Raw genomic sequence first — 19,570 nt, 5'->3', positions numbered from 1 at the left:
AAAGCCCTTCATCATCGCCTGGTCGCTATGGCGACGACGACATCAGGCCGCGGCCACCATCTGTCACTACAAACGGCATCGACATCCGCAACTGTAGTACTAGATCAGGCAAAGCATCTTCGACGATGCTTAGATTTCGATCGAAAATCTGGTGTCGGATGCGTTGGCGCGAAGAGACCGCACCTTGTTCAGGATCGCCGCAACCGCCGCTTCAGGCCTGGCGCTGCGGCTCGACCTTTTCGAGGAAACCGCCGGTATCAGCTCGGCGATCTTCTTGTGCGCGACTAAACAGTCGAGACCGTCGAGCTCGTCCCAGACCGCCTGGCGCTCCGGCGTCACCTCCAGCCCGGCCAGAAAGTCCTCATTGTCCTTGAGGCTCACCGCCGCATTGACGGTGAGGATGTTGACCGCCGGCAACTTATGGCGCCTGCCGACCTCAAAGTCGTTGAAGTCGTGCGCCGGCGTGATCTTGACCGCGCCGCTGCCTTTCTCCGGATCAGAATACTCGTCCGCCACCACCGGGATCCTGCGGCCGACGATCGGCAGGATGAGGTTCTTGCCGACGAGATGCCGGAAACGCTCGTCGTCGGGGTGGACGGCGACAGCCGTATCGCCAGCATCGTCTCCGGGCGGGTCGTCGCAACGGTAATGAAGGTCTTCGGATTTTCCGGATCGAAGGTCATGCCTTCGACCGGATAGCGGAAGTGCCAGAGGTTGCCGTTGACTTCCTGCTGTTCAACCTCGAGATCCGAGATGGCGGTCAACAGCTTCGGGTCCCAGTTCACAAGGCGCTTGTCCTTGTAGATCAGCCCTTCCTTGTAGAGCGTCACGAACACTTCGAGCACGGCCTTGGACAGGCCCTCGTCCATGGTGAAGCGCTCCCGGCTCCAGTCGGCCGAGGCCCCGAGCCGCTTCAGCTGGTTGAGGATGGCGCCGCCGGACTCGGCCTTCCATTCCCACACCTTGTCGATGAACTCATCGCGCGTCAGGTCGCGGCGGTGGATCTGCTTTTGCATCAGCTGGCGCTCGACCACCATCTGCGTGGCGATGCCGGCATGGTCCATCCCCGGCTGCCACAGCACGTTCTTGCCGCGCATGCGCTCAAAGCGCACCAGAATGTCCTGCAGCGTGTTGTTGAGCGCATGACCCATATGCAGCGAGCCGGTGACATTCGGCGGCGGGATGACGATGGTGAAGGCTTCAGCCCCTTCCTCGGCGCCTGCGCCGGCACGAAACGTCTTTTCAAGCGTATTATGTTTTTTTGTGCATAGACCAACGAGTTGAACGGCGGCCCCATAAATCGCCGATGTGATAGGTCGGGCAAAGGCGTCCACCAGCTCGTACTTGTCAAGACGATGCCACCCTTGATCTTGCACCCGCCTCCGATACCAGCGATCCGCTGCGTCGTATGCTCATGCCTGTCAGGATGGGATGGGCGCTGCTAGCACCGTGGCAGTTTGACAACCCGGCCATCGGGGCGGTAGCACCGTACAAGGCCAAGAGTCGCAGGGCAGACCGCACCCCATCGGGCTGCGCGACCCAGACCAGCTGACGCCCAACTGGCACACTCATCGCGCATCAGCACCGTGGATGCGACATCTACTTTGTTGCGAGCGCGATATCGGAACTTGGTTGTGACGCAGCTGTGCGTAAGCGCACCGCTATCAGCAAGTGAGTGAGCGAAAGAACTACGTGGTGGAGGTGAGAAGTCATGCGGCGTCAAGATTCCCCGCCCTTTGCGGCAAACACACTGATTCCTCTTCAGAATCCGGTCTTTCGTTCGATCTGGACAGCCACGCAGATATCCAGCCTTGGCTGGCTGGTGCAGAGCGTGGCTATAAGCTGGCTTATGGCAACGATTTCAGCCTCCGATCTGATGGTTGCGCTCGTGCAGGCTGCATCGACACTGCCCGCCTTCTTCTTGTCGATCCTTGCTGGAGCGATTGCAGACAGCTTCAGCCGCCGCGGCGTGATGCTTGCCGGACATTGCCTGATCGCATTGGCATCCACGGCGCTGGCTCTCTCTGTTGGACTGGGCTTTGTCAGTCCATGGCTGATCTTGGGACTGAGTTTCTTGGCGGGATGCGGCTTTGCCTTGAATGATCCAGCCTGGCACGCCTCGGTCGGCGACATCCTGGAAAAGCGCGACATACCCGCTGCAGTGACGCTGATGTCGGTGGGGTACAACGTGGTTCGGAGCATAGGACCGGCGCTGGGCGGTGTAATTTTGGCTTTGCTAGGCCCCCTTACGGCTTTCGCCTTCGCTGCGCTGACCGACCTGGTCCCGTTGAGCGCTGTACTGCGCTCCAAGTGGCAAGTTCGCTCTTCGCCTCTTCCGCGCGAGCGGATGATGACGGCCATTCATGATGGCATGCGCTTCACGGCAATCTCCTCGGAGATCAGAGTGGCGATCGTGCGTGCAACCCTGTTCGGGCTGTCAAGCATCTCGATCCTTGCTCTGCTCCCCCTCCTGGTTCGCGACCAACTGGCCGGGGGGCCAATTGTTTACGGCGTCCTGTTGGCCGGCTTCGGCACTGGCGCCTTCATCGCGGGCATTGGCAATAGCTACTTGCGACGCATCACGTCCCAAAATCGATTGATCACTCTCGCGTCCGTTGCTTGCGCAACGTGTTGCCTTTTACTGGCTCTCACATCATCGGTGGCTGTAGCAGCGATCGCGCTTGCAATCGCTGGCGCAGGCTGGGTTGTCACCTGGACCGGAACCGACGTGTGTGTGCAGTTGGCAAGCCCAAGGTGGGTCGTTGGTCGCACCCTGTCGATCTATTACGCCCTGACCTACGGCGGCATGGCGGCGGGCAGCTGGATCTGGGGTGCTGTCGCGCAGTACTATTCCCTGACGTGGGCTTTGGAAGGTGCTGCAGCGGCGCTGTTGCTTGTTGCAGCTGTGGGAAAGCTATTGCCGGTACGGCTATGGGAGGAATCGGATCAAGGGGCCTTCGACTTCAGGCCACCAGAACTGGCCCTCGATTTGAAGCCCAGGAGCGGCCCGATCGTGATCAAGGTGGAGTACTCTATACCCGAGGAGAATATCGAGGAATTTCTGAGCTGCATGCGCGACAGGCGGCGCGTTCAGAGCCGTGCCGGTGCGCGGGACTGGACCCTCCAGCGCGATCTTCAGAACTCGACTCTTTGGACCGAGACATTCCGCACGCCGACATGGACGGACTATCTTCGTCTAAACCATCGGCTAACGGTGACTGACAGGGAGGTAGGCGAGCGCCCTGCCGCTCTGCAGGTCGGTGATTCTCCTCCTCGTCTCTCACTTTCGATCGAGCGGTCGACAAGCCCCGCCCCCGGCAGCCAAGTCCAGCCTGTGCCCTTTGTATCGCGCCCGTAAGGAAACCAGTAACTTTTCTGGGTTCGGGTTCGGACACGGGAATGGCCGAGACCTACTCCTTCTTTCGTCGGGTCTACCCGGATCGCCTTAGGTTGCGGCCGGTTAGGCGAACATGAGGATTTGTGTGGCACGTATGTCCACCACGGGCCCATGTCCAGCCCCACCGCCTCTGCCGCGAAGCGGGCAGACGGAGGAATCCGCCAGCGGCGGCTTGCTGGGAGAGGGCCGCGCGCCTCTTTCCCCTCCCTCACAAAACGTGCCGCCAAGCACGTTACGTCGGCGCAGCCGTGCCGCAGATGCGCCGCAACAAAGAAGGCCTACAAGGCGGAAGCATCGAAATGTCCGCCAGCGGGACCAATTCAGTTCGGTGCTGGAAAGCGGTTCAACAGGGCGGCCATGGGAGCACCAGCATAGCGTCGCCGTCAGGCGCGATGCGGACCGACAGCCCCGACGAAGGGCGCTGATTGATCGACTGAAATTTGGATCGGGTCATTTTATCAGCTGACATAAAAATCCATGAATTTTTCGCGATGCTTCAGCGCGCGCCTGGATTTTCTGCGTTTAGCTGCAGCGAAGGTCCCGGTGGTGCGGTGGAAGCGCACCCGGGGCATCCTGGACTTATTTGATGTAGCCATCCAGGACTGCTGCATTGCCACAGCAGTGGTCACAACCTGCTAGGCGGGCTTCTGGAGATGAACGCGACGATCGGTCAGAAGCGCTTCTATTGGCTGCGCTCGGCGCCAGACGGTCGCGGAGCTTCAAATCTGATCGGGCTCCCGAGCGAATTGCCGTCCTACGGGCATTCGGGACCGATCCCGGCCTACAGGCACGCCTTACTTCGGGCGGCGGATCAAGTGATCCGTGAGGGGAATGCCACGCCGGCATGACTCGCCAATGACTTCAATGCCAACTGTCGGCAGTCACATCATAAATTAAGCATAGCTCCGCGACACATATCCAAGGTGGCGCACAATCCTGCGAATTGTCATCGTTGTGACAACAATCGCCGCACCAAGCAAAGTGGCGAACTCGATTCTGCTCGTGAGATCCCAAAGCTCTCCGAACGGTATTAGATCCATGAAGCGAAACACGGCACCCTGAAGCAGGTAAAGCAGCAGTGTGCTCTGACCAAGCTCCACCGCGACAAAGCGAGCTACGCGAGTTGAATAGCCAACTCTCCAGCATAGGAATATAAGCTGCATCGCCACTGCAGAAGTTGCTACCGAGCCAGCGAACATCAGCAACACTTGTTTGGCCGACTGTGCATCGTAGATGAAAACGAGATTGTTGTAGACGTACGTCTCCTTTCCCCAAACAAGAAAGCACATGAACGCAGCCATAGAAAGTAACATCACAAAAATAGCCTTGTAGCGCCTGATGCTAGCTGCCTGCCATCCGATCGGCTGCGCAAACAAGAACCCCAAACAAAAGAATGGGTATGTGTATCGTACCAACGGGGTTATTGACCACGGGACGGGCGCGAATGCGATCGCAATTGCAGATGCGCCTATGATCCACACCGATGAGCCATTGAAAGTCGTGAGCAACTTAATAAGGACGAAGGACGCGAAAGCTGCCCAGATGAACCAGTATGTGCCAATGAACTCCCTAAAAAAATCCAACATTCCACTGGTTAAACTGTTCGCCGAAGACATTACGGCGGCCTTCGATATCCAAATCAACGCACACCAAAAAAGCATGGGCAATACTAGTTGCATTGCTCGATCACTGACGCCTTGACGGAACGATTTGCGCAGAATCGCTCCCGAAGAAAGATATCCACTTATCGCCATAAAGAGAGGCATGTGAAACATGTAGATTGACTTAAAATATGGCGACAGCCAAAAGGCGTCAGTGCCTCGATAGACAACATATTGCAATAGATGCCCAACTATCACCAAGATAATGAGTACGCCTTTGGCGAAATCGAAGCTTAGGTCTCGGGCCTTTACCCTTTATGGGCGCGAGTCGCGCCCCTTCGAACCGACTGTTTTGTGATTAAGCATCAGACCTCCAGCCGATATCCTGCCGTTACTGCTTCCACTTTGGTTCTAGAGTGGTTCACGCACGGCATCTTCGGATCCCATTCTGGATTGTCGCACCCCAATCGGAGCGGATGGAGGGCCGCAGCACGACACAAGCGGAACAGGCCTGTTCTGGGCTAGAAGGCCGCAATATTTCCATCGAACTTCGTCCTCATCGCCTCAATAGCGGCAGTGCCGCCGCCTGGAATGTAGATCAACCGGAACTCAGGGCTCGCGCCGGCCAACTTCGATTGGTTTCGAATGGTCAAGCGGCGCCGGTCGGTCCATAAGCCTTCCTCAAGAAACGGACCGTATCCGCTATTCTCTTTGGTCGGTAAAATCGATTGTGTTTATGGAACGCATGCGCACGATGGATACATGCGCATCAGGCGCACGTGACCGCCCACGGATAGGACTTTGCTTCGGGGGTCACCGTCCTTTTCGCGATTCATGCAGTGCATGGATGAGGCGGCAATTCCCGCGGTGCAGCACCTTTCGAGCGCGTGCCACAAAATCGCTGGGTTCGACCTGCGCGGCGACTGGGTGGAGATCCGTCTGATCTAAAGCATCACCCATCCGACGGGCAACATCTCACGACGCGCCGAGCAGCTTGGCCAAGCATCCGCACTGGCCGATCTTGCGGGGCGTGCGATCGCCTCCTGATAGCATTCGAGCAACACCTTCTTGAAATCGGCCTGTGCCGGCAATTTTGTCGTAAAGCTCATGGTGGCGACTCCCGCACGCGCGCAGGACAGCCGGCAGATCGCGCATCTTGGCGATCAATCCTGCCATTCGGCCCGTCGTCTTCTTTATTCCAATCGAGATCGTAATCAGGTCCGGCCGGTTACGCAGTGAAGTGTTCTCCCTTCGAGCAGCCACGTCGGCGCCGCTCAGAATCTTCGACGAGCGCGCCAGGACAGCATCGATCTCCGCAAATTCTTGCCAGCAGATCGTCCTCACATCATCATGCCCTTGGCTTCAACCGGGCTGGTGCCCTCCCCTTCCCGGCTTTTTGTCCCGACGCTCGGGTCGCGCCGCCCGGCCCGGTCAAGGCCAAAAAAATCGTCGCGGCTGAACGCCCACTCCGGCTTCTGCCAAATATTCGTCGGCGGGTTCGCAGCACCGCGGGCGCACGGGTGAGCTCGTGGGTAGGAGTGCGGATGGAAGTAGGCGATGCATCGTCACCAGCACCTCAGATTGTGTGAGGTCCACGGCTCGCTCGTTTCCGCCGACGGCGGCGCGGATGGCGTCGGTATACGCAGGGCGGGTCCGTCGCCTTGGCCTCAGTTTCGGGGCAATGGCAAGCCCCGGTCCGCGCGGCGCCGAGTTGGGCGGAAAGATCGACGGCGCGCAACGCGGGGCTCCCTGCGCGACGAGCAGGTTTTTCGCCCGGTCTGACCCGGCCTCGACTCCAGATGCCGCAATGACCGTCGGGCCCGCCGCGATTGATCGGGTCTCATGCCCAAAGCTGCCTCCGTGCCCAGTAGCGGCACCGCATGGCCCCTCCCAGGCGCTGCGCCAGTAAAGCGTCGGCGAGCCAGCATCCGACGGTGCGTTCGAAGCGATCTCATTCGGCGGCCGTGCCGCAGCGGAAGCTGCCGAAGCTCGTCCGGCCAGGTCGCTGACCACCTCGTCGTCGCGGGCGACGACCGAAATCTTCCCCACCGCAGCGAGGTTTCTCCCGTTAGAAGATCCTCAGCGGGATGGGCTGCCAGTTCACGCCCGGCCAACAGCATCCAGCCCGCAGGGCCGACCTCGTCTCCCGGTCGTGTGAGCAGAAGAACATCGCGAAGTGCGGCCTCATCCTCGACGCCGCGAGCCTGCTTCGCCGTACTGCGGCCGCCGAAAGCCCTAGGCGCTGTCACAAGGCGCCAGCCCACCTCTCTAGCTGGCGGACCATCTCATCGAGCGCGCCGATGGCCGCACCGGCAGTGATTGCAATGTCCTCAATGCGCCGCAACTGTTTGGGTCGGGGCAGCCCTGCGCAACCAGGCCGGCACCGCCGTCGTCGGCGCGGCTCCGTGGCACCGGGAAGAGTGCCGTGGTGGCGCAGGAGGGTTTTGGCTCAGAATCATGGAACACGATGAATCATCGCGGCGCTTTTTGTAGAGCGAACGATAAGTCTTGCACGACCAGCCATTTATCCCTCGCGAGATCAATGCCGCGGGCAGTTAGCAGGCGAACTCCGTCCGGACTGAGTACCTGTTTCAACGCGGGCAAAAGAAGTTGTGTAGCCATGTCACGAAATGCTTGGTCCGCTTCTCTGTCGGCCGATGGTCCATGAAATCCCCTCCGCACCCATGACACCAGACACCTCCTTGCCAATAGACCGATCAAGCACTGGCCTCCATGGTACCAGCGTGAACTCGCGCGCCTTCTCGACTATGACGTACTTGCCGCTGGCAAGGTCGATCGAGCGGCGCAATCGACCCTCTATTCGATCACCAGGCTGCGCTTCGGAATACGAGAGTCCGAGTTCGTCAGACAGTTGACCGGCCACGCGGTTCAACTCGCGTTGGCGCAGCATCGAAAGCATGTTGGCGCGATAGACGATCCGGTCCTGCTCTTCCCGAGCAAGACCTTGCGCAATCAGCCACTGCCGCCGGCGGCCTTGCGCCTCTCGGACATCGCGGCCGAAACCAGAGCTGTGCAAGGCCTCCGGTATGTCGGAAACCAGCTCTCGATCGAGCCAGGTGGCGCCGTCGAAGCTGACTTGTTGTTCCAGCGGCGTCGATGAGAGCTTGTCAACCGTGACAGGCTCGGCCCCGGCCCGCTGACGCTCGTAGCCCGCGACGCGGTCGAGATGGTCCGGCGCGATAGTCCATGTACCGTCCGGCTCGCGCTCGACACGACCGGTCGCCCGGCGGATCGCCTCCAGTCGCCGCACGTGCGTTTCGGCAAAGCGTTCGGTGGCCGACGGGTCATGCTTGAGATGGATATCGATGCTGTAGCGCCCGTCATGGGCCGTGGCGATCTCGGCAATTGTGCGGTCGACTTGCCTTGGCCCGGTGTCTCTCGGCGTGACCCGCACTATGCAGCCCTCTGGCGTTGGTTGGGTGGCCTCGCCTTTGCCGATATCAACATAGTGGCTTTTGCCGTCCACGCCGTCGACGACGAGGTAATGGCGGTCAGTGATTTCGTCGGCCAGGCCGCGCGCAACGATGCGGCCGACGACAGGCTGCATCTGCTCTGCAGATCGATCATGGACAACATAGTCGGCGGCACTGCGGGCGAGCCCCTTGCCGGTCAGTTCGCGGTGCATGGTCTTGATGATGTCGCCCCGCTCGCCGATGCGGCGCAGCGTCGCTTCAAGCTCGCCATCAAGGCGCCAGCGGCCCGAGCCGACTTCCTCAGCCAGACCCATCCGCTCGAGCTTGCGCAGGCGGCCCTGGTGCAGCGTCTGGCGAAACGTGTCTCGGCTGGCCGGTGAGACATGCCCCTTATGGTCGCGCATGCGGAGCAGCTGCCGATCGATGCTGGTGAAGCGTTCCCGCTCCATTTCCTGGCGCAGGCGTTGCTCGATCTCGCGGTCCGTTCTCGGGCCAAGGTCGAGACTGACCAGCTCGGCCGCCCGTTCACGGATTCCAGACGAGATGTAGTCTCGCGCAATGACAAGATTTTCGCCGCGGTCGTCCTTGCCGCGGACGATAATATGGGTATGCGGATGACCAGTGTTGAAATGATCGACAGCGACCCAGTCGAGCTTTGTGCCGAGGTCTTCTTCCATCTGCGCCATGAGGCGCCGCGTGAGCGGCTTGAGGTCGTCATACTCGATGCCGTCTTCAGGTGCGACGATGAAGCGGAACTGATGCCGGTCGCCATCGGCACGATCGATGAAGGCCTTGCCATCAACGCGGTCGCTGTCGGCGCTATAGAGCTCGCCAGGCTCGCCTTCGCGGGTGACGCCGTCGCGCTGGAGGTAGCGAAGGTGTGCACGTGCCCCGTCAACACCCTTGCCGGCCAGCTTGACGATACGCGCCTTGACGACGGCGCGCCGCTGCCGAAACGTCGCGTGGGGGTCGCGCGCTCTGAGAACGGCGGCAGCAGCCCCGCCGCGCCCCGCCCGGCTTCCGATGAAGCGGCCACGGCGACCGCTGCCGCCGCCGGCTCGGTTGATCGCGGCGCGGATCTGGCCGGCGAAACGCTTGCCTGCCTTCGAGCCGCGCGATCCGATTTTGCCCAGGCTCGGCTTGAACTCTTCATCCTGCATTGAGCCTCCTAGTAATCTTAGGCAAAATCAGAGACTTGCCGGCAGCAGCTCTCCTGACGCTGAAGGCAGCCTCCGTGAAAAACGATGTGCAGACAAAGACTTCGCCGCCTCCAGGAGGCGATGCCTTTATCTTGCCTTCCGCGGACCTGCCTCCATGCCTCCCTGCCCCGCCCGACCCACGGTACCCCTGCCCTCACCTGCGATCCGGCCGGCCTGACCTTGCTCGCTCCGATCCGAGCGGCACCACGATTTGGCCATTCGGATCGGTCGCGGAAACACCGTTTCGCAGGAAAAACAGCGACTGCCCGGACGGGATTTCCGGCGCTTTTCCGGAACGGGATTTGCCGGTGAACGCGTCCATGTCGGCGGCCGAAATCCCCGCCGCCTTGAGCTCTTCCAGATACGAAACCGTCTCGCTGGGCAGCGGTCGCCCACGCTGCAAATGCTGTTCGTAGCGCTCCGGCCCAGCGTTATAGGCGGCAAACAGGCCGGGAAAGCCGAAGCGGTCATACATGGCGCGCAGATAGGCTGTGCCTGCCAGAATATTGTCGCGAGGATCGTGCGGAGCGGCCCCCAGGCCAAGCTCTGCGCGCATCTCCTCGTAGGTGCCGGGCATCACCTGCATGAGGCCAACGGCGCCGGCGTGTGAGGCGATCGGCCGTCCGTCCAGCATTGTCTGCCCTCGGCTTTCGGCATCCATGACGGCATAAATCCAGGGCTGTGGAATGCTGAAACGCCGGCTTGCTTCGGCTACGAAGGGCTGCCATCTTGCCAGCTGCGGACCAGGGGAGATGGCGGCCGGCTGAGCGTCGGTCGCGGCGGAACAGGCGCATGGCGCTATGGCGACCATGCCCAGCATCAGGAGGGTTACTCGGTCCATAGCGGCACCAGCCCCCCGACAATATTTTCGGCCGGCACCGGCCCGAAATAGCGGCTGTCGAAGGAGCGATTTCTATCGTTGCCGAGCAGGAAAAACTCGTCGGCGGCGAGCTTGCGGCAGCCATTCCACCAAGGCAGCGGACGGTGCTGCGTGTCGGTTGCCAGCCGGCGCGCGACGATCTCGCCGCCGATGATGATGGCGTCGCCGAAGGCGCAGACATGCTCGCCAGGCATTGCGGCAAGGCGCTTGACCAGCGGCACATTGCTGGGCAGATAGAAGCGTTCGGCGGCGAGATCGGCGACCGGTTTTGGCGGGCGGACGAGCACCAGATCGCCACGAGCCGGCGATCCGGATGCGACGCGATAGAGGCCGACCGGCGCACTGGCCGAGGCGTTCCAGACCAGCCAGGGCGATGGGTTGTCGAAAGCGGCGAAGCCGATCAGGCCGAGGCCTATTGTGGCCACGGCGATCGTCTTGCGCGCCCGAATGCGCCGCAGATGGCTGCCGATCAGACGGATAGTGGGACGCCGGCTCATGAGCGGCCTCCCTCACCGGCCGAGCCGGAATTGTGCCCGCCATCCTCGGGCCTGGTCTCCTGCGCGCGTCCCTTCGACCAGTCGTCGAGCTCGTCGATGTGATAGCGGACATAGCGGCCGTGCTTGCGAAATTGCGGGCCACCGCCCTTGAGCCGCATCTTCTCCAGCGTGCGCTGGGATAGCCCGATATAGAAGGCGGCCTGCGCGGTGTTGAGAAACGGACTGCCCTTCTTCGCGCGGGCCGCGCGTTCGTTTTCGTCGTCCATGATGGTCCTCGTTTCGTTACGGACAAGCGAAGGCGAGGATCGGCGAGCGAGATCGTTTTGGGGACGGGCGAAGAGTGGGGGGCGAGTTTTCGCCGCCCCCTCCCGAAAGAGCCCCGCGCCGGTTGCGGCGCGAGGCTCGAGGCAGGCGGTTCAGTCGACCGGGTTCCAGATGATGGCGTATGTGTCGTCATCATCCTGGCCGGCGGCGCGGCCGAGATTGGCGTAGAGCTTGCGCGGGCCGAACTCCGGGGCGGCAATCGACAGGCTCACATAGTCCTTGCCGGAGGTCTCGCCGGTGCGGATCCAGCCGGCCCCTACTTCGACCCCTTGCGTCAGCACCCGGAAGTCGGGATGGGTGTCGGCGCTCTTTGCCTGATTGGGCACGATGTCGATGTCGGCGCGGACGCTGAGCGTCTTGAGCTGGCCCTTGTAGCCGCCGTTTTCCTGTTTGGTGACGTATCCGATCGCGGTCATTTTTAGTCTCCTTGTGGTGCTCGCCGGGGACCATTCCCCTGCGATGGCGGACCGTGATGGGCGCGTCCGGACCGCGGAACCGGGACGGCCGCAGCGATGGCGAAGGACCCGAGCGGGCAGCTTTTTTGAAGCGAAGCGGCGCGAGGAAGCCGCCGCAGGCGGCGGGGAAAAAAGCTGCTGGCGAGGGTTTCGGGCGGGCCGGATCCGCCCATAGGTCGTCAAGCCAGCCGCAGGGGAATGGTCCCTGAGACACATGGAGACAGGTGGCGCGATCGGCGGCACAACTAACACGCGGCGATGCAGGGCACCGGCTGCGGGGGCTCTGTCGCCACCGGATCGGACGATTGGCCCATGCGCGGAGCGCCTCGGCAAGCAACCCGGCGCGGTGCAGGGCTGCCGAAACGGGGGCGAATTGGCGTCGGGATTTCTCGCGCGCGGCACTGGCTCGACAAGACGACCAATCGACAGCCGGCGCGGCCCGGAGCGGCGCGCGCGACCTGAGCAGCGGTACTCGAGAGAACCGCCGCTCGGGCCCTGATCGACTATTTGCGGACGAACAGCGGCTGCACTTGTGCCCACTGATCGGCGGTGCGGAAGCCGCCGCGGCTGGTGTAGCTTTCGGCGGGGAATTTCATCCAGCGCGGCAGCCAGGTCTCGACCTTCTGGCGGCCATTCTCGCCCGCCAGGAAGTCGCGGATGATCTTCTTTTGCGTCTTGACCTTCTCGGCGACATTGCCATCCGCGACCAACTTGCCGCCGATCTCGGCCAGCATCGAATTGGCGATTTCCTTGTCGCGCAAGAGGTCGAAGAAGGCATCGTCCGGTTGCCACCATGTGCCCATATCGACGTTCAGATGGTTGCCGAGCGCCTCGATGACGGTGCTGCCGGCTGCAAGCGTCTCGGCCATGACAAGGGTGAGAACGCGCATGACATCGTCGTCGCACAGCGCCAAGAGGCGCGCGAACACGCCGGCGATAGCAAAGGCGTCGCCATTGCCGCCGGCGACCACGCCATCCTCATCCGGTGATCCGAGCAGGGCCAACACTTCGCGCCGCTTTTTGCCGAATGCAGCTTCAGCCTTGCAGCCGGCAAGGCTGGCAGTCACCGTCTCGTTGACTGCGCGCTGTGGCTCACGGCGCACCTGCCACAGGCCGGAACCGGTGATGGCGTGCGCCACCACGAGGCGCAGCGCCACGGGGGGATGGTCGAGCATGGCCGCGCGCACGCCAGCATGGCGATGCAGATCGACATAGTTCTGCATCGGGCCGGTGAGTTCGGGGCGCGGCGGCTTGGCGGCTGTTTCTTCTTGCTCACCGCCCTCGCGGGCGCGGCGCGCTTCCTTGCGTGACAGCCAGCCCTCGTGACACTCGACCTCGCCGCGATGCGAGACAGTGATGACGACCTTGCCGCCCTTCTTCTTCGGGGTCTTCTCGTGGTCCCATGCGTGGAAATATTGGCCCGGTTCCAGCAGCACCACCTCGCTCCAGCCGTCGTTGAGATATGTGTCGCGTCTGGTGGCAATCGCTTCGTTCTGCTTTTGCCAGAACAGGTCGGCATCGGCGAAATAGCTGTCCTCGCCGAACAGGTCCGAGGTGATCAGGCCGGGATACTCCTCGATGGCAAACAGCGCCACCTTGGTGGAAATCGACTGGCCGCCGAACAGCCATTGCTTCAATTGAAAGCCACGCGGCGCGTATTGATCGGGATCGGCACAGAGTGCCAGCCAGTCCTTCTGCTGCGCCTTGGACGCCATGGTGAGATGGCGCACCGTCTCGGCGTCGATCTCCTCGCGGCGATAGGCTTCGCGGATTTTGGGCAAGAGGTCGCCAAGCGCCAGAATGCGTTTGACCTTCAGGTCAGTGATGCCGAAGGTCGCAGCGATGTCTGGAACGGTGCGGCCTTGCCTGACGAGCCGCGAATACGTCTCCCATTGCGAGACTTCGTCAGGATCGAGGCGGGCGAGGTTTTCGATCAGCGAGGCTTCCAGCGCATCGGCGTCGTCGCCATCCTCCATGATGGCGCAGGGCAAGGGATCGCCTTCGCCGCGCTCGTCGGCAAGCGATTTCGCGGCGAAATAGCGCCGCCTGCCGGCGACAATCTCGAAGGTTTCCGGCTGGCCGTTCGGCCGCACAAGGAGAGGCACCAGCACGCCGCGCGCACGCACGGAGGGCAGGATGTCGGATATGTCGGGCGCGCGTTTTCCATGGCGCATGTTGAGCGCGGAAATGTTGAGCTGATCCAAGGGGATGTGGGCAAGCTGCACGGTTACTCTCCTTCGCTTTGGTTAAGGTTGTCCCCGCCGCAGAGGCCGAAGGCCGGCGCGGCGGGACGGTTTTTGCGCCTATCGGCGCTGCTATTCCGCCGTGTCGGGCGGAAGCTCGGAATGGGGCTTTGAAAGGGCGTCTGCTGCCTGCCGCAGAGGTCGCTCGGCCTCGGTGATGTGGCCGCAAATGCGAGCGGCTTCGGCATAGACCGAGAGCGGAAAGCGCGCCCGGAAATGCAGGTCGCGCTCGATGCCGAGGCCAAGCGGACCTTTTACGGATGCAAGCTCGGCCAGACTGACGCTGCCGAGTTCGGGGAAGCCGAAGCCGAGATCACAAAGACCGAACAGCGTGTCGCCATCGGCGTCAAGTTCGCTCAGAAGCCACGTCGCGGCACCTGTGGGATTAAACAGTTTCACAACGGGAAAATGGTCGATGTCGGCCTCGGCGGCGCCATTGGTAAGCAGTCGTGCGCGCAGTGGATCAGTGATCAGGATCATGGAAAGACTCCTTGTCAGAACAGGTCGAGTTGATTTCTGCTGGCTTCATCGAGCGGGTTTGCGCCGCGCGCGGACGCATCGGCGCGTCCATCAGGAGGGTGAGCCGATCGCGCGTGGTGATCGGCCGGACGCCGGGAATGAGCATCTGCTCGCCTTGCGGCGTCGGCTCGGTCGCGGTCAGTTGAGGATCGCGCATCGTCATGCCGCAATCCCTTCCTGCGCCTCGCCTTCGGCATCGGCCTGAAGGCCAAGCAGGAAATCGGCGGCCTTGGAGGCAAGACTGGCGGCACGGAAGATCGCGCGGTTGTCCTCGCGCAGCACCTTTAGCCATGAGCCGATGTAATCGGCATGACGCACGGTCGGCTCGATACCGAGGTTGCTGCAGACGAAGGCGGCAGTGATTTCGGCGACCAATTCTTCACGCGCGTAAGCCTTGGAGCCGAACGAGCCGGAGAGGTCGCGAGCAAGCCGCGTCGGGTGGCCGGTCCAGTGGCCAAGCTCGTGAAAGCAGGTCCGGTAATAGTCGATCTGCTGATGGAACGCCGGCTGCGGCGGCACCTGAATGTGGTCGCTGCCCGGCATGTAGAAAGCGCGATCGCCGCCGATCCTGAAATCCGCACCGCTGGCGCGAATGAGCGTCTCGGCCTGCGGCACGATCTCGCACTGAGGCAGCGGCTCGGCGGCGGCATAGAGGTCTTCCGGAAGATTATCGCACTGCGCGACATTGAAGACGGTGAAGCGCTTCAAAAAAGGCACTGCCTGTGGTTCATCGCCCTCGTGGCGTGCGCGCTCCTTCTCGTCCTTGGGGACAAAGCGGTCGGCATGCACGATGGTCGTGCCGCGCTCGCCCTTCCTGACATTGCCGCCAAGGACGAGCGCCTGCCGGAAGGTGAGCCAGTTCTGGCTGGGATAGCTGCGCTCGATGACCGCGCCCCACAGGATGAGGATATTGATGCCGGAATAGGTGCGCCCAGAGGATGCATTCCTCGGCAGGCCAAGGCCTGCCTTTGCGCTGCCCCATGGCTTGACCCATGGCACGGTGCCGCGCTCCAGCTCGGCAATGATGCGGTCGGTGATCTCCTGATAAAGGCTGGCGCCGGGGCGCCTGCCCTTGCCTGCGCCAGCCTCTGTGCTGGCGGAACGCTTGCTGTTTGCATGCATCGTCTCATCCTCCGCTCGCCAATCGCCGCGGCTTCCCCCGGAAGCGGGGTGGGCGGCGAGTCGCGACCGGAAAGGCCCGCCGTGGAGGCGGACCGCATCCGAAGGACCGGAACGAAGAGGAGGACCCTGAGCGGCACGCGAAGGGTTGCGGGCTGCCGCGGCGGGCCTAGAAGGGAGTGCCGCCCACCCCGCGCCACCGGGAAAGGCCAACAGACAAACCGCGCCGCCCGCAAGGGCGGCGGCCGTCACAGCCCGAAGGGCTGCCCACGCCAAGGGGCGAAGCCGAATGGCCGAGACCGCCTGAGCTTGCCGAAGAAAAGCGGGCTCGGTTCACGAGCACCTGGTGCGCGTCATCAGGCGCGCGGGCGCCCGCCCGGACGGCAGGCTGGAAAGATTTTTCGCACGGATCATCGTCAAGCGCCGCAGTTACGTCGAGAAACTCGACGACATCGCCGCCGTGCGCGCGGCTTCCTCCGAACAAAGCCAGCGCTCGCCTTTCAACAGGTTGAGGCGCGTGTCCCAGTAATATTCCTGACCGGGCGCGCTCGCCCGTTTGTGGCTTATATTGGCTTTGATGTTGCAGCCGACAGCGGCAGGGTCGATTCGAAGGCAAGAAAGCCAGCCAGGAGTTGCTTTGATAGCGATGGTTGCCCACGCCCCTTCCCTCCGAGGAGAGAATGCGACGTTTGCGCCTGGAGTCTACCAAGTCGGGTCTAATTCACCGGTCCTGTTCCGAACCATTGAATGAACGGCGCATCCTTACCCGTGATATCCTTCACCGTCTTCAACAGCGCTTCATGGGTGCGTTGGAGAGCCCGGTAATGGTCGCTGCTAGGTGATAGAAGCGGCTGGACGATGCTCTTGTGCAGCCGTTCCGCCTCCGCCAGAAAGCGCTCGATTTCAGCCTGTGAAAGCTGCTTGGAAAGTTTGGTCCTAGCCATTGCGATCTCCGTTGAGGAATCGTCTCCTAGGATTATCATCCTATATCGGCATGGCCTGGTAAAGACCACCCGCAGCGGAATGGCAGCTTGCCGAAGAAAAGCGCGCTCGGCTCACGGCACCGGCGCGAGCCGTTGGCGCGCGGGCGCCCGCTAGGACCGCAAGCTGGACAGAATCTCGCACGGATCAGCGTCAAGCGCCGCAGTTAAGTCGAGAAACTCGATGACGTCGAGACGCCGCTCTCCACCCTCGTACTTGGCCACGAAGGATTGGGGACGATCAAGCTTCTCGGCCACCTGCGCCTGAGTCAGGCCTTTGGCCTTGCGCAGGGAAACCAACTGGGCCAGAAACCGCTGGTGGCGGGGCGATCGAAGAGACTTGGGCATGTAGGCGAACCGGTCGGGTAAAGACCGGATCAGCGACTAATCCCGGTTTCGGATTATCCCATTTTGGGATATGCTGCGTTGCATCCAGCGCTCAACAGCCGAGGCTCGCAACAGGCATGAATCGATCAATGGGAACAGACGAGACTCGAAACTCAACTCTGTGCGACGAAGTCCCCTGGTCGGAGAACCTCACGAGCTACGACAGGGAGCATTTCACGATCTACCTGCGGATCCTGGATGCCTGCGCCGACAATGCCAGCGAAGAGGAGATGGCCGATCTCATTCTCGGCATCGACCCGTCCATTGAGCCGGTCCGCGCCCGCAAGGCTCTTCGCAGCCATATCGACCGTGCGAACTGGATGGTTACGACTGGCTACAGGGAACTGTTCGCCGGCTGACGCACAGCGCGGACTGCCACGCGTTTCAAACGGGCAAGTCTCGTACGCACGATTCGAGAGCGCACGGCCGCAAGAGACGGCGCGGCGGGTGCCTGTCACAACTGGTTCGCGTGCTGTTTGACTGCCATATCAAGCGCTAGGCTCAGAGGCACCGCCTTGGAAAACAGGAAGCCTTGAGCGGTTCGGCAGCCAAGCTTGTGCAGGGTTTGCCGATCCGCCTCTGTTTCGACGCCCTCGGCCATGACCTCGATGCCGAGCATGTTACCGAGATCGATGACCGATTTGACAAGCAGTCGGTCCTCCCGGGACTTGGCTAAGCCGCGAATGAAGCCCTGGTCTATTTTCACCTTGCGTATCCGACTGTCCTTGAGCGATGCCAACGTAGAAAAGCCGGTGCCGAAGTCATCGAGCGCGATGGAAATGCCGGCATGTGAAAGCCGTCCGAGCTTTTCATCCACTCTGTCCGGGTCAACCGGGGAGTCTTCGGTAATCTCGATCTCGAACATCGTGGCAGGGAGACCTCTTGCCGCCAGACCATTCAGAACCATGTCGTCGATATCGCCGGCTTCCAGTTCGCGCGGCGAAACATTCATCGCCACACGGAGATCACGACAGTCAGCTTTCACCAAGCAGTCGATAAAAGTACAACAGTCGGCGAATACGGTTTGCGTCAGCAGCTGAAGCATTCCGGTTTCGCGTGCAGCTGTGATGATTTCGGGTGGAGAGATGGCACCATGAGTCGGATGGGACCACCTCAGCAAGGCTTCAAAACCGACCACGGCCTCGGTGTCGAGTTTCACGATCGGCTGGAACCAAGGTTGCAAGCTTCTCGTCTTTATCGCCGCATGAAGGTCCCGTTCGACGGACTGGCGGCGTTGCAGTTCCCTGTCGAGTTCGGCATCGAACAGGCAAAATTCGTTCCTGCCACGACGCTTGGCCGTATAAAGGGCGATATCCGCCCGCAACAACATTTCCGTCAGGCCCGGCGTCTGCGCCAAGTATATTCCTATCGATGCCCCGACACGGACGGACGCGACCTCGATATAGGGGCGGGCAATTTTGGCTATGATATTGGAGGCGAGATCACTGGCAGAAAGCGAAACCCTCGTTGAAGGAAAAAACAGCACGAATTCATCGCCGCCGATACGAGCGAGCGTTGAGCCTTCCGGTGCTTCCTCCTCTATGCGGCGCGCGATCCTGACAAGCAGTTCATCACCGGTCCTGTGACCGTAGGTATCGTTGACGGATTTGAACCCGTCCAGATCAATCAGCATTGCCACGAAGGGGCCATCCGCGGTCTCGAACCGTCCGATAGCGTCTTCGAGGCCACGCCTGTTGAGAAGGGCCGTCAGGTGGTCCTGCCTGGAACTGGCCTTCATCTCCGCCGCGAGCCGCTCGGCCTCATGCCTCAGGCGGCTCGCTTCGCGGAACCGTGCTTGCCCAACACACGAAGCTCGAACCAAGCCGCCCATGAAGAGCAGAACGGTAAAAGCCAGAATGTAGTCTTCAAAATTGCCTTTCGCCAAAAGGCAACCCACCGTGATGAGGAGCGGAGGTGTGATGAAGTTGGTCGCCGCCGCGGCATACGAACTGCCGTATGTAACCGCACCAGCTGAAATGCCCGCCAGAATGACCAGATGCAGCGGTGCTTGAGGTGTCGTGTATCCAACAGTCAGGACGGCCAAGAAGGACCAGGCAAACCCTGCCAGAAGGGCAAGGATGCCAAACCAGCGAAGCCGCGGCAAAACCCCCACTAAACTGTCATGGCGCCCCGTTTCCTTTAGCTGATAACGCGCGAGTGCAACGCGGGCGGCATTGATCGCATTGACGACCAGGAACCAGATTGCAGCGGCAAAGCCGCTGCCAGAAAGGGCGTGCACCGTCAAAATCAGGCCTGACAGGATAGCGCTTATCGGCATCGACACGAAGAGGCCGGTCCTCAGGTCAGCAAGCTGATCCTGACGGATTTTGGCCTCCAGCGTGTCTTCTTTCTTCGGGGCCATGGACGGACCAGCTTGCTTCCCATCGTTGTTCGCGAGGACAAGCTTACGCAAGCCCGCTGAAGGACGGGTTAACTATCCAGCAGGGGTAGCCAGTGCGCTCACCATGCTTCGGTCGCACGTCTGTTCTTAAGATTGCCGGCTGATCATCAAGGTCTCGTCCGCGCGCGTTTCTT

The 19,570-nt window shown here is 61.5% G+C and carries 16 protein-coding genes and 4 pseudogenes; 4 read left to right on the top strand and 16 right to left on the bottom strand.

The window, feature by feature from the left end; all coding sequences use genetic code 11:
• Positions 1 to 255: 255 nt before the first annotated feature.
• Positions 256 to 1,235, bottom strand: a pseudogene (locus NKJ09_RS31560) (class I tRNA ligase family protein); the annotation flags it as partial.
• Between the two features lie 476 nt (positions 1,236 to 1,711).
• Here NKJ09_RS31560 and NKJ09_RS31555 point away from each other — a divergent pair.
• Positions 1,712 to 3,358: an MFS transporter gene (locus NKJ09_RS31555; RefSeq protein ID WP_352764702.1), complete on the top strand. Its 1,647-nt coding sequence runs from the start codon at positions 1,712 to 1,714 to the stop codon at positions 3,356 to 3,358.
• Positions 3,359 to 4,032: 674 nt separating this feature from the next.
• Positions 4,033 to 4,242, top strand: a pseudogene (locus NKJ09_RS31550) (hypothetical protein); the annotation flags it as partial.
• Between the two features lie 48 nt (positions 4,243 to 4,290).
• Here the strand turns inward: NKJ09_RS31550 and nolL are convergent.
• The 12 genes and pseudogenes from nolL to NKJ09_RS31490 all read right to left on the bottom strand — a co-directional run bounded on the left by nolL (position 4,291) and on the right by NKJ09_RS31490 (position 15,671).
• Positions 4,291 to 5,364 (bottom strand): annotated as a pseudogene (gene nolL / locus NKJ09_RS31545) (nodulation factor fucose acetyltransferase NolL).
• Positions 5,365 to 5,973: 609 nt separating this feature from the next.
• Entirely contained in the window at positions 5,974 to 6,342 is a 369-nt protein-coding gene (locus NKJ09_RS31540) for a hypothetical protein (protein ID WP_352764699.1), read from the bottom strand.
• A 197-nt stretch (positions 6,343 to 6,539) separates the two neighbouring features.
• Positions 6,540 to 6,651 (bottom strand): annotated as a pseudogene (locus tag NKJ09_RS31535) (SMC-Scp complex subunit ScpB); the annotation flags it as partial.
• Positions 6,652 to 7,621: 970 nt separating this feature from the next.
• The gene (gene rlxS / locus NKJ09_RS31530; protein ID WP_352764697.1) at positions 7,622 to 9,592 is read right to left on the bottom strand and encodes a relaxase/mobilization nuclease RlxS; all 1,971 of its coding nucleotides are present in this window, start codon (positions 9,590 to 9,592) and stop codon (positions 7,622 to 7,624) included.
• Between the two features lie 193 nt (positions 9,593 to 9,785).
• Positions 9,786 to 10,472, bottom strand: coding sequence for a lytic transglycosylase domain-containing protein (locus NKJ09_RS31525; protein ID WP_352764694.1), 687 nt, complete (start codon positions 10,470 to 10,472; stop codon positions 9,786 to 9,788).
• On the bottom strand, positions 10,460 to 11,008 hold the full coding sequence (gene lepB / locus NKJ09_RS31520) for a signal peptidase I (protein WP_352764692.1): 549 nt from the start codon (positions 11,006 to 11,008) through the stop codon (positions 10,460 to 10,462). Before lepB ends, NKJ09_RS31525 begins: the two co-directional genes overlap by 13 nt.
• Positions 11,005 to 11,274: a helix-turn-helix transcriptional regulator gene (locus tag NKJ09_RS31515; protein WP_352453595.1), complete on the bottom strand. Its 270-nt coding sequence runs from the start codon at positions 11,272 to 11,274 to the stop codon at positions 11,005 to 11,007. Before NKJ09_RS31515 ends, lepB begins: the two co-directional genes overlap by 4 nt.
• Before the next feature lie 150 nt (positions 11,275 to 11,424).
• Positions 11,425 to 11,748, bottom strand: a complete 324-nt coding sequence (locus NKJ09_RS31510) for a DUF736 domain-containing protein (RefSeq protein ID WP_023672372.1) — start codon at positions 11,746 to 11,748, stop codon at positions 11,425 to 11,427.
• A 542-nt stretch (positions 11,749 to 12,290) separates the two neighbouring features.
• Entirely contained in the window at positions 12,291 to 14,012 is a 1,722-nt protein-coding gene (locus NKJ09_RS31505) for a ParB/RepB/Spo0J family partition protein (protein WP_352764689.1), read from the bottom strand.
• Positions 14,013 to 14,102: 90 nt separating this feature from the next.
• Entirely contained in the window at positions 14,103 to 14,510 is a 408-nt protein-coding gene (locus NKJ09_RS31500) for a DUF2958 domain-containing protein (RefSeq protein ID WP_352764686.1), read from the bottom strand.
• Positions 14,494 to 14,712: a hypothetical protein gene (locus NKJ09_RS31495; RefSeq protein ID WP_352531289.1), complete on the bottom strand. Its 219-nt coding sequence runs from the start codon at positions 14,710 to 14,712 to the stop codon at positions 14,494 to 14,496. Before NKJ09_RS31495 ends, NKJ09_RS31500 begins: the two co-directional genes overlap by 17 nt.
• Positions 14,709 to 15,671 carry an ArdC family protein gene (locus tag NKJ09_RS31490; protein WP_352764684.1) on the bottom strand — a complete coding sequence of 321 codons (963 nt, stop codon included), beginning with the start codon at positions 15,669 to 15,671 and terminating at the stop codon, positions 14,709 to 14,711. The genes NKJ09_RS31495 and NKJ09_RS31490 overlap by 4 nt, the downstream gene beginning before the upstream one ends.
• Before the next feature lie 343 nt (positions 15,672 to 16,014).
• Here NKJ09_RS31490 and NKJ09_RS31485 point away from each other — a divergent pair, with 343 nt between their 5' ends.
• Complete coding sequence (locus NKJ09_RS31485; RefSeq protein WP_352764681.1) at positions 16,015 to 16,197, top strand: hypothetical protein; 183 nt, start codon at positions 16,015 to 16,017, stop codon at positions 16,195 to 16,197.
• Positions 16,198 to 16,384: 187 nt separating this feature from the next.
• Here NKJ09_RS31485 and NKJ09_RS31480 read toward each other — a convergent pair whose 3' ends face one another.
• On the bottom strand, positions 16,385 to 16,612 hold the full coding sequence (locus NKJ09_RS31480; protein WP_352595078.1) for a hypothetical protein: 228 nt from the start codon (positions 16,610 to 16,612) through the stop codon (positions 16,385 to 16,387).
• A gap of 150 nt (positions 16,613 to 16,762) precedes the next feature.
• Positions 16,763 to 16,996: a helix-turn-helix domain-containing protein gene (locus tag NKJ09_RS31475; protein WP_023679646.1), complete on the bottom strand. Its 234-nt coding sequence runs from the start codon at positions 16,994 to 16,996 to the stop codon at positions 16,763 to 16,765.
• Between the two features lie 128 nt (positions 16,997 to 17,124).
• On the opposite strand from NKJ09_RS31475, the gene NKJ09_RS31470 reads away from it, so the two are divergent.
• Positions 17,125 to 17,394 (top strand): DNA -binding domain-containing protein, encoded by a 270-nt coding sequence (locus tag NKJ09_RS31470; RefSeq protein WP_352764679.1) that lies wholly within the window; start codon positions 17,125 to 17,127, stop codon positions 17,392 to 17,394.
• Positions 17,395 to 17,489: 95 nt separating this feature from the next.
• Here NKJ09_RS31470 and NKJ09_RS31465 read toward each other — a convergent pair whose 3' ends face one another.
• Positions 17,490 to 19,397, bottom strand: coding sequence for a putative bifunctional diguanylate cyclase/phosphodiesterase (locus NKJ09_RS31465; RefSeq protein WP_352764677.1), 1,908 nt, complete (start codon positions 19,395 to 19,397; stop codon positions 17,490 to 17,492).
• Positions 19,398 to 19,570 lie beyond the last annotated feature (173 nt).

This window comes from Mesorhizobium sp. M0189 (assembly GCF_040322135.1).
Classification (GTDB): Bacteria; Pseudomonadota; Alphaproteobacteria; order Rhizobiales; family Rhizobiaceae; genus Mesorhizobium.
The sequence above is the reverse complement of the archived record's forward strand: the minus strand, read 5'-3'. Positions and strand labels throughout refer to the sequence as shown.

Bases quoted from the DNA above. Each gene is read 5' to 3' on its own strand.
- NKJ09_RS31515 (WP_352453595.1), bottom strand. From the start codon at position 11,274: ATGGACGACGAAAACGAACGCGCGGCCCGCGCGAAGAAGGGCAGTCCG.
- NKJ09_RS31500 (WP_352764686.1), bottom strand. From the start codon at position 14,510: ATGATCCTGATCACTGATCCACTGCGCGCACGACTGCTTACCAATGGC.
- rlxS (WP_352764697.1), bottom strand. From the start codon at position 9,592: ATGCAGGATGAAGAGTTCAAGCCGAGCCTGGGCAAAATCGGATCGCGC.
- NKJ09_RS31465 (WP_352764677.1), bottom strand. From the start codon at position 19,397: ATGGCCCCGAAGAAAGAAGACACGCTGGAGGCCAAAATCCGTCAGGAT.
- NKJ09_RS31475 (WP_023679646.1), bottom strand. From the start codon at position 16,996: ATGCCCAAGTCTCTTCGATCGCCCCGCCACCAGCGGTTTCTGGCCCAG.
- NKJ09_RS31555 (WP_352764702.1), top strand. From the start codon at position 1,712: ATGCGGCGTCAAGATTCCCCGCCCTTTGCGGCAAACACACTGATTCCT.
- NKJ09_RS31525 (WP_352764694.1), bottom strand. From the start codon at position 10,472: ATGGACCGAGTAACCCTCCTGATGCTGGGCATGGTCGCCATAGCGCCA.
- NKJ09_RS31480 (WP_352595078.1), bottom strand. From the start codon at position 16,612: ATGGCTAGGACCAAACTTTCCAAGCAGCTTTCACAGGCTGAAATCGAG.
- lepB (WP_352764692.1), bottom strand. From the start codon at position 11,008: ATGAGCCGGCGTCCCACTATCCGTCTGATCGGCAGCCATCTGCGGCGC.
- NKJ09_RS31510 (WP_023672372.1), bottom strand. From the start codon at position 11,748: ATGACCGCGATCGGATACGTCACCAAACAGGAAAACGGCGGCTACAAG.
- NKJ09_RS31490 (WP_352764684.1), bottom strand. From the start codon at position 15,671: ATGCATGCAAACAGCAAGCGTTCCGCCAGCACAGAGGCTGGCGCAGGC.
- NKJ09_RS31495 (WP_352531289.1), bottom strand. From the start codon at position 14,712: ATGACGATGCGCGATCCTCAACTGACCGCGACCGAGCCGACGCCGCAA.
- NKJ09_RS31470 (WP_352764679.1), top strand. From the start codon at position 17,125: ATGGGAACAGACGAGACTCGAAACTCAACTCTGTGCGACGAAGTCCCC.